Consider the following 14340-nt stretch of genomic DNA (forward strand, 5'->3'; position numbering starts at 1 on the left):
CTCAGGCCGCGTCCGCCATCGGGCAGTAGCTTTCGATGTGCTGTCGGTGATCGGGAAGGCGCGTCGCCGCCGCGCGGATTTCCTCGTGCAGCGCCGCCATGCCGCGCGCGAGCGATTCCGCGGAGGGAATATCGGCGCGCGGATCGTGGCCTTCGGGCATCACGCCCTGGCCGAGATAGACCGCGATCCAGCTCGCATCGAGGAACGCGCCCTCGCGATATTTGACGATCCGCCCGCGCCGCCGGAACAGCTCCAGCTTCTCGGCGAGGCTGTCCGGAATCTCCATCGTGCGGACATAGTCCCAGAACGGCATGCCGGCCCGTGTCGTCGCGTGATAGTGGAGGATCAGGAAGTCGCGGACGCGATCATATTCCATGTCGACCAGCCGGTTGAACTCGGCGCGGTCGATCGGCGAGACCTCACGTTCGGGGAACAGTTCGAGCAGCGCCGTGATCGCCTGCTGGGTCAGGTAGATGCTCGTCGATTCGAGCGGCTCGAGAAAGCCGGACGCAAGGCCGATGCCGACGCAATTGTGGACCCAGCTGCGTTCCCGTCGCCCGGCGCGGAACCGCAGCACCCTCGGCTCGGCGATCGGCTCGCCTTCCACCGCGGCGACCAGGCCGGCGCGCGCCTCGTCATCGCCCATGAAGGCGCTTGAATACACATAGCCGTTGCCGGTCCGGTGCTGGAGCGGAATCCGCCAGCGCCAGCCGCCGGGCATCGCGATCACGCCGGTATAGGGTGTGAGCGCGGTCTCGGTGCGGCACGGCATCGCCACGGCGCGATCGCAGGGCAGCCATTTCGACCAATCCTGGAACGGCTCGCCGAGCGCCTTGCCGAGCAGCAGCGAGACGAAGCCCGAGCAATCGACGAACAGGTCGCCGGCGATCCGCTCGCCGCTTTCGAGCTGGACCGATTCGATGTCGCCGGTCTCGCCATTGCGGTGGACGTCGACGATCCGCCCTTCGGTCCGCTTCGCCCCCATCGCCTCGGCGAAGGCGCGCATATAGGGCGCGTAGAGATTGGCATCGAACTGATAGGCATAGCCGAAGGTGGATTCGAGCCGGTTCGGATCGGTCGAGGGCAGATCGAACCGGTTCATCCGCGCGATCATGCAGGCCGCGGAAAGCTCCTGGATCGGCGGCACCGGGATGCCCTGATGGATGCAGCGGAGCCAATATTGGTGGAAATCCACCTCGCTTTGCCCGGTGCCGAACGTGCCGAACGGGTGGATATAGGAATCGCCCGGCTTCCCCCAGCCCTGGAACTCGATGCCGAGCTTGAAGGTCGCGCGGGTGCGCGCCATGAACTCCGCCTCCGCGATGCCGAGCTTCTCGTTGAAGGCGCGGATATGGGGGAGGGTCGCCTCGCCGACGCCGACGATCCCGATCGCCTCCGATTCGACGAGATGGACGGTGCAGCGGCGCGGCAGCAGCTTGACGAGGGCGGCCGCGGTCATCCAGCCGGCGGTTCCCCCGCCGACCACCACGATGTTCACCTGCTCCCCTCCCGCGGTCATGTTATCGCTATCTTATCCGCTGCCGGGCCCGGCTTGCCAAGGGCGTCGGCGGCGGCTCGGCGAGCCAGGTCGACACCCACACGAGCGGTGCATTCCAGTTGATCGCGACCTCGTTCATCGAAAAGGCGCGGATGTCGTCGCGCCAGCACATCTGCGGCGCGCAATGGCCGGCAAGCGCGGCGCCAACCGCATCGGCGCGCAGCGACACCGAATTGGGGCCACCGGACACCAGCCCCGGCGGCGGCGGCGGAAGGCGCGGATCGAGGCTGTGGGCCCAGAAGCGATGGTGCGGATTGGCCATCGGCCGCGCGCCGTATCCCGAGATGAATGAGCGATCGAGCGGGTTGCGGCCGAGCAGATAATCCATGACGTCGAAGACACCGGCACGATAGCGCGCCTCGCCGGTGAAATCGTCGGCAAGCGCCATCAGCATCGCCCGGTTGAGCAGCACCGCATTCGAGCCCCAGACATAATCGGTGCCGGCGAATGGGATGCGGTAGCCGCTCTGTTGCTCCTCCCCGAGGAAGCGGTCTGCAGCGGCGACGATGCGGCCGCGCAGGGCGGCGCGATCGGGCGGCGGCAGCCGGTCCGGCGCGAGGGCGAGCGTCATCGCGCCGAGCGTTGCCGTGTGCCGCCATTCGGGCTCGGCGATCGGCGCCGCGAACCAGCGCGAGGCGCGCAGATCCTCGCCATAGGACGGCTCGCCGGTCGTCGCGTAGAGCTCGGCGGCGGCCCAGAAGAATTCGTCCGAGAAATCGTCGTCGCCATAGCCGCCGCTGCCGGTGAAGGCGGCGATCGAGTGGATTTCCGGATTGCGCTTCGCCGCGGCGTAGGCGCGCCGCGCGGCATCGAGGCAGCGGGCGGAGAAAGCGGCGTCGATCGTCCGCCAGATCCGCGCGCATTGCGCGGCCACGGCGGCGAGATTGAGCGTCGCGCCGGTGCTCGGCGGATAGAGGAGGCGGGTCTCGCGATCGTCCTGCGGCGGCGTCGGCAGGGCGGTCCAGCGCGCATCGGCGATCTTGTGATGGGCCATCCCCGATGCGTCGATCTCAGTGAAGCGGAGACCGGGCCGGCTGCGGGTCTCGCCGACGGGGAGTCGCAGGTGGGTGCCGGCGGGAACCTGCATCGCGAGCATGAACTCGACCTCCCAGCGGGCCTCGTCGAGCAGGTCGTCGACGCCGTTGCCGGCTTCGGGCAGGCGCGCGCTGCCATCGGGGAAGGGCGCCGGCCGGCCGAGCGAATGGGCGCGTTCCCACAGGTTCAGCAGCGTCCAGACGGCAATGCCGCCATTGACCAGATATTTGCCGTGGTCGCCGGCATCGTACCAGCCGCGGCTGGCGTCGAGCGTGTAGGGGCAACCGCCCCAGACGTTCCCGTCAGCATCGCGGCCGGAGATGCAGGCCGCGCGGTCCGGGGCGTGGCCGGCGGGGCGCGCCCAGGCGTCGCCGCCGGCATAGCGCGCCTCGATCGGCGTCGAGGCGCGGCTCTGGTAGAAGATGTTGAGCGCGTCGAAAGGCAGCCGGCCAAAGAGGTTCGGGGCGATCGCGAAGGGGCGGCTGCGTGCGCCGCCGGCTTCCAGCACGAATCCGTCGCCGGTTGCGCTGGCCGTGCTGAAATCGATGACATGAACGGTCTCGCCCGACGCCGCATCATCGATGGCGGGCCCGCTCATGCCGCTTGCGACGGGCGCACCGGCCCGGTCGAGGAGTCGCCAGGGGATAGGCGCGGGCGCCGGATCGGGGAGGATCGCGCGCTTGGGTCCGCCGGGCAGAAAGCCGATTTGGCTCATGCGAATCGGCATCGGCTCCGCGTCGGGAGAATCGGCATTTGCGGGCGTCGTTGCCGCAACCAGCGCGATCGCCAAGGTGCAGCAAATGCGTCGGAAATTGCCCGCGAAACCGCAGTTTATTGCAGTTTTGCAACAATTTTCGGCAATTTGAATGTGAGCGCTCACAGGCCTTGATCCATCCAAAAAGCTTAGGTAGGTTCCCTGCAACAAAGATTGGCGCGACGTCAATTGTTAGCGCTAACGGTTTGGGAGTAGGGGGTCTATGACTGGCATGTCCACGGCCAAGATGCGTCCGGCGGGTTCGCGCAAATTGGGCTTCATCCTGCGGGCCGGCACATCGGCGCTGGCCTTTTCATCGGTATTCGCGGGCGCACCGGCTTTCGCGCAGGACGGGGCGGCGGATCCCGCGGCGGCCGCGCTTCCGGCCGCGCAGGGCGGCGGCGCCGAGGCTCAGGCGACGGACGATTCCAGTGCGATCATCGTCACCGGCATCCGCGCCAGCCTCGCCAACGCGCAGCGGATCAAGCGCGACGCCGACACGGTTCTCGACGCGATCACCGCGCAGGACATCGGCGCGCTTCCTGACCGGTCGGTCACCGAGGCGTTGCAGCGCGTTCCCGGCGTGTCGATCAACCGCTTCGCGGGCTCGAACGATCCGGATCACTTTTCGGTCGAGGGTTCGGGCGTCGTCATCCGCGGCCTCAGCTTCGTCCGTTCGGAGTTCAATGGCCGCGACACCTTCTCGACGGGCGTCTATGGCCAGGCGATCAACTTCTCCGACGTTCCCGCCGAGCTGCTCGGCTCGGTCGCGGTCTACAAGAATTCGACCGCCGAGCTGATCGAAGGCGGCCTTTCCGGCACCGTCGATCTTCGGACCCGGCTGCCGTTCGACAATCCCGGCTTCCATGTCGCCTTCGACGCCGAGGCCAATTATGGCGATCTTTCGAAGCGCTGGGCGCCGGTCGGCTCGTTCCTCATCAGCAACACCTGGAATACCGGCATCGGCCGCATCGGCGTGCTCGCCGACGTGTCCTATTCCCGCCTGCTGAGCCGCGCCGATGGCATCCAGGTCACCAACTTCCAGACCCGTGACGGGCAATTCGCCATCACCGCGAACCAGCAAAGCGCCCAGGTCTGCCGCAACGCCCTGCCGAGCAACACCGATGCGACGACCTTGCCGCCGGCGCCGGTGCCGTGCGGCGCGACCGGATCGGGCGGGCCTGACGGCTTCGCCGACCCGTTTGCCGACGCGCATTATGCGCCGCTGGGCGGCCAGTTCCGGACCCAGGATTATGATCGTCAGCGCTACGGCCTTGCGCTCGCAGCGCAGTGGGAAAGCCTCGATCATCGCGCGCACCTGACGGGCCAGTTCCTGCGCACCGACTCCCGTTCGGCCTGGGGCGAGCATACGTTCGAAGCCGCGCCGGACCTTTCCGAATACAATACCTATCCGGCCGGCTGTCAGCAGAACCAGGCCGGCACCGCCAACGATCTCGGCGGCGGCGGCGGCGCGTTCCAGACGATCGCGCAATGCCCCGCCGGCAGCTTCAGCAACTATCAGTATAACAGCGACAATGTGTTCGAGAGCGGGTTCATCACGCTCCCCGGCACCGGCTGGCGCACCTCGACCAGCGGCAGCCCCGATACGCTGGTGCCGACGGGCGGCGTTCAGGACTCCCTGTCCCGCCGCCAGGTGGACGACCGCAACGTGGTCGACGATTACGGTCTCAATTTCCGCTTCGCGCCGAACGATCGTTGGGACATCGAGCTCGATGCGCAGCATGTGCGCGCGCAGCATGACACGCTCGACGTCAGCGTCTTCGGGTCGAATTTCGCCGATTACGAGCTTGATCTAACCGGCAACATCCCGGTGGTCGTTCCCCACAAGCCGCTGACCTTGTCGGCGACCTGGGCGGCGCCGAACCCGACCATGGCTGCGGCGACCGACGAGCAATATTTCAGCAATCGCGAGTTCCAGTTCTGGCGCGCCGCGATGGATCATATCGAACATAGCGAAGGCGAGGAATGGGCCTTCAAGGCGGACGTCGGCTACAATTTCAACGGTGACGTGCCGTTCCTTCGCCGCCTGAAATTCGGCGCCCGCTATGCCGATCGCGACCAGACGATCCGCTACACCACCTACAATTGGGGCGCGATCAGCGAGATCTGGTCCGGCTCGGCCGTCACGTTCGCGCAGGCCGGCGTCGATCGCTCGTCCTTCTTCGATTTCAGCAACTTCTTCCGCGGCCAGACGCCCGGACCGGTCGGCGGCTATTATTACAACCGCGACCTCATCAGCGGTTATCGCGATGCCGCGACATTCTTCCAGAGCCTCAACGACATCTGGCATGACGTGAACGGAGCCACGGCGTCCAACCGCTGGGTGCCGCTCTCCGAACGGCCAGGCGTGATCCCGGGCACGGATTTCCTGCCGACCGAGATCCAGGACGTCAGCGAGCGCAACGAGGAAGCCTATGCGATGCTCAGCTTCGGGCAGGACGAGCCGGTCTTCGGCAATGTCCGGCTTGAAGGGAATATCGGCGTCCGGCTCGTCAACACGCACCTGCGCACCGGTGGCGCCTTCTCGATCCCGACCGCGACCCAGCTCGGCGTCGACCAGGATTACGACGTCCGCTGCGCGATCCAGCCGCCGCCGCCAAGCGCGCCTCCGGGGACGCCCGACAGCCGGCCAGGCGGCATCTGCAACCTGGGCCCGGACGGTTATGCGCGGCTTCAGGCTTTTGCCGGCGACGGAACGGTCATCCCGATCACCGAAGGCAACAGCTACACCTATGCACTGCCAAGCCTGAACCTGAAGTTCGGCCTGACGCGTGATCTCATCCTGCGCTTCGCCGCGTCGCGGGCGCTGGCGAGACCCAATATCGCGGACGTGCGGCCCTATTTCACCGCCAATTTCGACCCGAACAGCGCCGCGGTGACGTTCAGCCAGGGCAATCCGAACCTGCGGCCGGCGATCTCGGACCAGTTCGATCTGACGCTCGAATGGTATTTCGCGCGGGTCGGCTCGCTCACCTTCGATGCCTTCTACAAGCGCATCCACAACTTCTTCTTCCCGAGCGTCGTGGAGCGCGAGTTCACCAATAACGGGGTCACCGAAACCCTGCTGGTCCGCTCGCCCGACAATTTCGACGGCAGCGGCACCGTGCGCGGCTTCGAGGTCGGTTACCAGCAGACGTTCGATTTCCTGCCGAGGCCGCTCAACGGCCTGGGGATGAGCGCGAACTACACCTATATCGAGAGCAACGGCCTGCCGAACTCGTTCACGCAGACCGATCCGTCCAACCCGGTCCGCAATTCGCCGATCGCGTCCGGGCGCCTGCCGCTCGAACAGCTGTCGCGTCACAATGTGAACGTCGCCGGCTTCTACGAGATGGGGCCGATCTCGATCCGCGCCGCCTACAACTGGCGGTCGCGCTTCCTGCTCACCGCGGCGGACGTGATCTTCCCTTATTACCCGATCTTCAACGAAGCCACCGGCCAGCTCGACGCGTCGGTCTTCTATTCGATCACGCCGCACGTGAAGCTCGGCATCCAGGGGGTCAACCTGCTCAACGAGGTGACCAGGACCAGCCAGATGTTCACCCAATCCGGGCTGAGAGGGCCGAGGTCCTATTTCATGAACGACCGGCGCTTCGCCATCATCATTCGCGGCAGCTTCTGACGCGCTCACGTCGATTCGGAACTCTCCTGGCCTCCTCCCGCGCGGAGGAGGCCATTTTGTTGGTGCGCGCGATGGGCGGTCGCATGGCGGCGCCCCCGTCGGGCTGCTAGGATCGATGCGTTCCGGGTCGAGGAGGCCGCAAATCGAGGACCGCATGACCGCGCAACTGCCGCCGATCGCCGAATGGCACGACGTCACGCCCGGCTCGTTCGCCGGGGAGATCGTGCCGCGCGGCGCGCCTGCAGTGTTGCGCGGGCTGGTCCGCGACTGGCCGGCGGTGGCGGAATCGCGCGGCTCGGGCGATGCGGCGCGCGCCTATCTTGCCGGCCTCGATCGCGGCGGCCCGGTCGAGGCCTTCATCGCGCCGGCGCAGGCGCATGGCCGCTATTTCTACGCCGACGACATGCGCGGCTTCAATTTCGAGCGGCGCAAAGGGACCATCGCCGAGATACTCCGCTTCCTCGGGACGATCGAAGGCCGGGATGGCGCGCCCTCGGTCTATGTTGGATCGGCCCCGATTCCGGAGCAGATGCCGGATTTTGCCGCCGCGAACCGGCTCGCGCTGCTCGCGGGAAAGCCGGCGATCCCGCGTCTCTGGTTCGGCAACGAGAGCGTGGTCAGCCCCCATTTCGACCTGTCCGACAATATCGCCTGCGTCGTCGCCGGGCGGCGGCGCTTCACTTTGTTCCCGCCGGACCAGCTCGCCAATCTTTATGTCGGGCCGCTCGATCACACGATGGCCGGGCAGCCGGCGAGCATGGTCGATCTCGCCGCGCCCGATTTCGATCGCTACCCGCGCTTTCGCGAGGCGCTCGCCGCCGCCAGCGCCGCCGAGCTCGAGCCGGGCGATGCGCTCTACATCCCGGCGATGTGGTGGCATCAGGTCGAAGCGCTCGCGCCGTTCAACGCCCTCGTCAATTATTGGTGGGACGATGCCCCGCCCGATGCCGGCTCGCCGTTCGAGGCGATGATCCACGGCATCTTCGCGATCGCTGATCTGCCGCCGGAGCGTCGCCGGATCTGGCGGCGGATGTTCGATCATTATGTCTTTCGTGAAGAGGGCGATCCGGCCGCCCACCTGGCGCCCGAACATCGCGGCATTCTGGCGCCCTCAAGCCCGCCGCTGCGCGCCCGCATCCGCCAGTTCCTGATCCGCAGCCTCTCGCGCCTCTGATCCTTGTTGCCGGCCCTTGTTGCCGGGCCGCTTTCGCGCCACAAGCTGGTAGCGCTAACGGGCGTCGGCGGGCGGAGGGGGCAAGGTGGAAGTCTATGGCGTGACCCAAGACGGCCGGACGGTGGAGCGGCATTCGCTGCGCACCCCGGCCGGCATGGTCGTCCGTTTCCTCAGCCTCGGCGGAATCGTGACGGCGATCGAGGTGCCGGATCGCAACGGGCGGATCGCCAACGTCGCCCTCGGTCTTCCCGATCTCGCCGCTTATGAGGCGCGCAACGAACATTACCGCTTCGGCGCGCTCATGGGCCGCTATGCCGGCCGGATCGCCGGCGCCCGCTTCGCCGTCGACGGCCGCGAGATCAGGCTTGCCGCGAACGAGGGGCCGAATGCGCTTCATGGCGGCGCGGGCGCGGGCTTCGACGCGCGCATCTGGGCGGTCGAGCCACAGGATGACGATGCCGCGTCGCTGCGGCTGGTGAGCGAGGATGGGGACCAGGGCTTTCCGGGGCGGCTTGACGTCGCCGCGACCTATCGCCTGTTGCCCGACAATGCGCTGCGGATCGATTTCGAGGCGCGGGCCGACACGCCGACTGCGCTCAACCTCACCAATCACAGCTATTTCAACCTGGCCGGCGCCGGCGCGCCCTCGGTTCGCGATCACCGGCTCCGGATCTTCGCGACGCGCATCGCCGAAGCGGGTGGGGACGGTCTGCCGACCGGCCGCTTCCCCGATGTCGCCGGCACGGCCTTCGATTTCCGCGAGGCGCGCGCGATCGGCGAGCGGATCGACATCGTCGCGCCGCATGTCACCGGCTTTCCGGGCTACAATCACAGCTGGATGGTCGACGGCGCCGATGGGCGCGCGCTTCGTCCGGCCGCGCGCCTCGAACATCGCGGGTCCGGCCGGACGCTGGAGGTGCTCACCACCGAGCCGAGCATCCATATTTATACCGCCAACCATTTCGATGGATCGGACAAGGACGCGTCGGGCGCACCGCTTGTGCGGCATTGCAGCATCGCGCTCGAGACGCAGCATCTGCCGGACAGTCCCAATCGGCCCGGATTCCCGTCGACCGCGCTTCGCCCGGGCGAGGTCTTCCGTTCGACGACCGTCTTCCGCTTCGGGGTCATGCCATGACTGCGCTTCGCTTCACCCGTCGGGCCGCCCTCGCCGGAGGCGCGGCGGCGCTCGCCGCCCCGCGGATCGGCGCGCAGGCGCCGACGCCCGGATTCGTCGCGCGTGACGGCGTGGCGCTCACCCTCAATGGCCGGCGGCATCGCTATGCGGGCACCAACATGTGGTACGCCGCCTGGCTCGGCGCCGATGCGCCCTTCGGCGATCGCGATCGGCTGCGGCGCGAGCTCGACCGGCTCGCCGCGCTGGGCGTCACCAATGTCCGCGCCAATGCCTCGGCCGAGCTGTCGCCGCTGCGCAATTCCGTGCGCCCCGCCTTCCGCGATTCGAGTGCGAGCTACAACGAGACGCTGCTCCAGGGGCTCGATTTCTTCCTCGCCGAGCTCGGCCGGCGCGACATGCGGGCGGTGCTCTATCTCGCGAATTTCTGGGAATGGTCCGGGGGCATGGCGACCTATCTCTACTGGACCAATGGCGGCCGCTATATCGACATGAACGATCCCGCCCACCCCTGGCCGGAATTCCCCGATTTCGCTTCAGGATTCTATGCCAGCGCTCCGGCCGTCGCCCTGTTTCGCGCCTATGTCCGCGCACTGGTCGGGCGGGTCAGCACGGTCACCGGGCGACCCTATCGCGACGATCCGGCGATCATGGCCTGGCAGCTTGCCAATGAGCCTCGCCCGGGCGGCAGCGAGTCCGCCGGCCGGCGCAACCTTTCGGCCTTCTATCGGTGGGTCGAAGAGACCGCTGCCCTCATCAAGGCGATCGATCCCAACCATCTCGTCTCGACCGGGAACGAAGGGCTGAAGGGGTGTCTCGAAAGCCCCGACATCGTCGCCGCGCTCAATGCCATTCCCGGGATCGACTATATGACGATCCACGTCTGGCCGCAGAACTGGTCGTGGATCGACCCGGCCGACATGGCGGGAAGCTGGCCGCGCTGCGAGGCGCTGGTGCGCGATTATGTCGCGCAGCATGTCGCGCTCGCCCAGCGTGCGGGAAAGCCGCTGGTGATCGAGGAATTCGGCTTCCCGCGCGACAATGTCGCCTATGATGCCGGCACGACCACCGCCTGGCGCGATCGCTATTATCGCCTGATCTACGAATCCGTCCTCGCCGACATGCGCAGCGGCGGGCCGAGCGCCGGCACCAATTTCTGGGCGTGGAGCGGGGAGGGGCGCCCGGCGCATCCCGACCACCATTTCCGCCGCGGCGATACCGCCTGGCTCGGCGATCCGCCGCACGAGCCGCAGGGCTGGTACGGCCTGTTCGACAGCGACGCGAGCGGCTGCGAGATCGTCCGCGCCCATGGCGCCGCGGTGGCGGCGCTCGGCTAACGTCGGTCAGGGCATGGTCGTCGTGGTCGCGATTCCATCGAGGATCGGGTGGATCCATCCAGTTCCGTCGCGCCACAGGTTGAACGTATTGGTATAGCCCCAGGCGCAGCTCTGCACCCCGATCGACGCGAAGGCCGAGCTGACCGTGCGGTAATAAGCGGCGCGCTGCGCCTCCGGTATTTCCTCGAATGCGCCATATTCGCCGACGAACGGCACGCGCCCTGTGCGGTTGATGAAATTGGTGACCTTTACCAGCGCGCCATCGAGCTGTGCGTTGTCGGCCGCGGTGCCGAATTGCCGCCCGGTCGGCAGCACCGGGTTGATCCATGTCGCGCCCTGGTGCGTGAAATCGAACGGGTCGTAATAATGGAAGGTGACGACGATGTGCGGATCGTCCGGAATCGGCGAGGTCGCCAGCGAATCGATCCCCGACCAGTTCTGCCCGCCGACGATCACGATCCGGTCCGGATTGCTCGCGCGCACCGCGGCAAGCGCCGGCGCGAAAGTTGCCGCCAGCGTGGAATCGTTGAGATTGCCGTTGGGCTCGTTCATCAGCTCGAACCAGACATTGTCGGGCTGGTCGCGGAATTCGGCCGCGACCTGCTGCCACAGCGCCGCGAACCGCGCCCGCTGGCCGGCGGGATCGGCCATCAGCTCGTCATAATTGTGCATGTCGAGGATGACGTTGAGCCCGGCCGCGACATTCGTCTCCAGCACATGGCGGACGCGCGCCATGAAGGCGGGGTCGATCGTATAAGGCGGGCTCGTTGCCGCATGGGCCGCGAAGCGGACGGGCAGGCGCACCGTCGCGAACCCTGCGGCATGGATGTTGGTCGCGTCGTCGTCACGGAACGCGCGGCCCCAATCGCCCTCGTTCGGCGGCTCGAGCATGTTGGAGAGGTTCACGCATTTGCCGAGCGGCACTGTCGGCCCCGTCGTGCCGCGGGCGGCTGGGCCCGGCGTATAGGTCGCCGGCGTCGGCGGCGGTGGCGAGGGCGGCGGCGGAGACGGGGGCGGCGGTGAAGGCGGTGTTCCACCGGTTGCCCCGCCGATCGTGGTTCCGCCCGCCGATCCGCCGCCGCATGCGGCCAGGGCGGCAAGCACAATCGCAAGCGCGGTCGCACTCTTTCGCATCCTCATCCTCCCTCGCGCCCGGCCTCTATTTCGAAGCCACTTGTGATCTGTTAGCGCTATCAATAGGCTCGCCTTGGACGCGATTTTCGTCAAGAAGAATCGGCCGGAGGAGAGGAAGATGATGCGACGGCTGTTCCTTGGGGCCGCGCTTTGCGCGCTCGCGGCTGCGGCGCCGGCCCAGACGGCAGGGACCGAGGAAGCGTCAGCCGATGGCGGGCGCTGGCCGGCGGTCCACAGCCGCGTCGCGCGTGATCCGGCCATCGAGGCGCGGATCGACGGCCTGCTTGCCCGCATGAGCCTGGAGCAGAAGGTCGCGCAGGTCATCCAGCCCGACATCGCGAGCATCACGCCCGAACAATATGCACGCTACAATTTCGGATCGATCCTGGCCGGCGGCAACAGCGATCCGGGCGGCGTCCCGACCGCGCCGGCGGCCGAATGGCTCGCCCTCGCCGATCGTTTCTGGGACGCCTCGATGCACGGGCCGGGCCTTCGGATCCCGGTCATGTGGGGGATCGATGCGGTCCATGGCCACGCCAATATCGTCGGCGCGACCATCTTCCCCCAGAATATCGGCCTCGGCGCGATGCGCGATCCCGATCTCATCCGCCGGATCGGCGAGGTCACCGCGCTCGAAATGCGGGTGACGGGGATCGACTGGGATTTCTCGCCGACGCTGGCGGTCGCGCGCGACGATCGCTGGGGGCGGAGCTATGAAAGCTTTTCGGAAAATCCCGAGGTCGTCCGCGCCTATGCCGGCGCGATGATCGAGGGGCTTCAGGGCCGGCCGGCAACGCCCGATTTCCTCGGCCCGGCCCATGTCATCGCGACCGCCAAGCATTTCGTCGGCGACGGCGGCACCGATGGCGGCCACGACCAGGGCGACAATCTGTCGAGCGACGCCGAACTGCGCGACATCCACGGCGCCGGCTATCCGCCGGCGATCGAGGCCGGCGTCCAGGCCGTGATGGCGAGTTTCTCGCGGGTGCGCGGCGAGAAGGTGCACGGCGATCGCGACCTCCTGACCGGCGTGCTCCGCGATCAAATCGGCTTCGACGGCCTCGTCGTCGGCGATTGGAACGCGCACGGCCAGGTCGATGGCTGCAGCAACACCTCCTGCCCGCAAAGCTTCAATGCCGGCCTCGACATGTTCATGGCGCCGGACAGCTGGGAGGGACTCTACGACAACACGCTCGCGCAGGTCCGCTCCGGCGAGATTTCGATGGCGCGGCTGGACGAGGCGGTGCGGCGGATCCTTCGGGTGAAGCTTCGCGCGCGCCTGTTCGACGAGGTGCGCCCGTCGCAGCGGCCATTCGCCGGCCGGTTCGATCTGCTCGGCGCGCCGGATCATCGCGCGGTGGCGCGCCAGGCGGTTCGCGAATCTTTGGTCCTGCTCAAGAACCAGAACCACCTGCTGCCGCTCCGCCCCGGCGCGCGGGTGCTGGTCGCCGGCGACGGCGCCGACAATATCCCGAAACAGGCCGGCGGCTGGACGATCACCTGGCAGGGGACCGGGACCACCAACGCCGATTTTCCCAACGCGCAATCGATCTGGGGCGGCATCCGCGAGACGGTGGAGGCCGCGGGCGGCCATGCGACGCTGAGCGCGGACGGCAGCTTTACCGATCGGCCCGATGTCGCGATCGTCGTCTTCGGCGAAAATCCCTATGCCGAGTTCGTCGGCGATCGGCGCAGCATCGAATATAGCCCCGCCGACGATTCCGATCTCCAGCTGCTGCGCCGGCTGAGGGCGCAGGGGATCCCCGTTGTCTCCGTCTTCCTCTCCGGCCGACCGCTCTGGGTGAATCCCGAGATCAACGCCTCGGACGCCTTCGTTGCCGCCTTCCTGCCGGGAAGCGAGGGCGGCGGCGTCGCCGACGTGCTGTTCGCCAATCCCGACGGCAGCGTCCGCAACGATTTCCGCGGGCGCCTGTCCTTCTCCTGGCCGCGCCGGCCGGATCAGATGCCGCTCAATGTCGGCGATTCGAATTACGATCCGCTTTTCCCGTATGGCTATGGCCTCCGTTACGCCGACAATGGCGATCTTGCGCCGCTGTCGGAGGATCGGCCGGCGGGCGGCGGGCTTCCGGAAGGCGTGCTGTTCGGTCGGGGCGCGCTGCCGCCGGGCTGGCGGCTGGCGAGCGAGGGCGAGGTCTCGCTGCGCAACATCGATCGTCGGGCCCAGGAGGATTCGCGCCTCGCGACGTGGCGTGGCGCGGGCCGGATCGCCATCCTCCCCGGTCAGCCTGTCGATCTCTCGCGGGAGGCGACCGGCGAGTTGAGCCTCGTCTTCGAATATCGGATCGATGCCGCGCCGGCGGGGCCGGTGTCGCTCCGCCTGGGCAGCGCCGCGCTGCCGATCGCCGGCGATCTGCGCGGCGCCCCTGTCGGTCAATGGCGGACGCTCATCATGCCGCTGCGTTGCTTCGCCCGCGCCGGTGCGACGACCGACGCGGTATCCCCCCCTTTTGCGATCGAGAGCGATGGGGCGATGACAATGGCGCTTTCCGACGTCAGGATCGCAAGCGCGGCCGTCGACCAGGATCATTGCGGCCGGCCGTAAGGGGAGG

Annotated in this window: 9 protein-coding genes; 6 read left to right on the forward strand and 3 right to left on the reverse strand. The window is 67.6% G+C overall.

The genetic code is table 11. The features are described from left to right. Window position 1: 1 nt before the first annotated feature. Together FRZ32_RS10155 and FRZ32_RS10160 are read right to left on the reverse strand one after the other, a co-directional pair. The gene (locus FRZ32_RS10155) at window positions 2-1519 is read right to left on the reverse strand and encodes a tryptophan halogenase family protein (RefSeq protein WP_147043396.1); all 1518 of its coding nucleotides are present in this window, start codon (window positions 1517-1519) and stop codon (window positions 2-4) included. A gap of 7 nt (window positions 1520-1526) precedes the next feature. After that, window positions 1527-3377 (reverse strand): glycoside hydrolase family 9 protein, encoded by a 1851-nt coding sequence (locus FRZ32_RS10160; protein ID WP_243445351.1) that lies wholly within the window; start codon window positions 3375-3377, stop codon window positions 1527-1529. Here FRZ32_RS10160 and FRZ32_RS15275 point away from each other — a divergent pair. From FRZ32_RS15275 to FRZ32_RS10180, 5 genes are all read left to right on the forward strand, one after another. Next, on the forward strand, window positions 3307-3459 hold the full coding sequence (locus tag FRZ32_RS15275; protein WP_158635891.1) for a hypothetical protein: 153 nt from the start codon (window positions 3307-3309) through the stop codon (window positions 3457-3459). The two genes, FRZ32_RS10160 and FRZ32_RS15275, sit on opposite strands and share 71 nt — an antisense overlap. 120 nt (window positions 3460-3579) lie before the next feature. Then, the gene (locus FRZ32_RS10165; RefSeq protein WP_243445256.1) at window positions 3580-6990 is read left to right on the forward strand and encodes a TonB-dependent receptor; all 3411 of its coding nucleotides are present in this window, start codon (window positions 3580-3582) and stop codon (window positions 6988-6990) included. 154 nt (window positions 6991-7144) lie between these two features. Then, window positions 7145-8164, forward strand: coding sequence for a cupin-like domain-containing protein (locus FRZ32_RS10170; RefSeq protein ID WP_205008257.1), 1020 nt, complete (start codon window positions 7145-7147; stop codon window positions 8162-8164). 85 nt (window positions 8165-8249) lie between these two features. Continuing rightward, window positions 8250-9302, forward strand: a complete 1053-nt coding sequence (locus FRZ32_RS10175; protein WP_147043398.1) for an aldose epimerase family protein — start codon at window positions 8250-8252, stop codon at window positions 9300-9302. Continuing rightward, window positions 9299-10636 carry a glycoside hydrolase 5 family protein gene (locus FRZ32_RS10180; protein WP_147043399.1) on the forward strand — a complete coding sequence of 446 codons (1338 nt, stop codon included), beginning with the start codon at window positions 9299-9301 and terminating at the stop codon, window positions 10634-10636. The genes FRZ32_RS10175 and FRZ32_RS10180 overlap by 4 nt, the downstream gene beginning before the upstream one ends. 6 nt (window positions 10637-10642) lie before the next feature. Here the strand turns inward: FRZ32_RS10180 and FRZ32_RS10185 are convergent, their stop codons facing one another. Next, window positions 10643-11770 carry a glycoside hydrolase family 5 protein gene (locus tag FRZ32_RS10185; RefSeq protein ID WP_243445257.1) on the reverse strand — a complete coding sequence of 376 codons (1128 nt, stop codon included), beginning with the start codon at window positions 11768-11770 and terminating at the stop codon, window positions 10643-10645. A gap of 118 nt (window positions 11771-11888) precedes the next feature. Here FRZ32_RS10185 and FRZ32_RS10190 point away from each other — a divergent pair, with 118 nt between their 5' ends. Further along, window positions 11889-14333 (forward strand): glycoside hydrolase family 3 protein, encoded by a 2445-nt coding sequence (locus tag FRZ32_RS10190; RefSeq protein ID WP_424141302.1) that lies wholly within the window; start codon window positions 11889-11891, stop codon window positions 14331-14333. The last annotated feature ends 7 nt before the right edge of the window (window positions 14334-14340 follow it).

Source organism: Sphingosinicella ginsenosidimutans, from assembly GCF_007995055.1.
GTDB lineage: Bacteria > Pseudomonadota > Alphaproteobacteria > Sphingomonadales > Sphingomonadaceae > Allosphingosinicella > Allosphingosinicella ginsenosidimutans.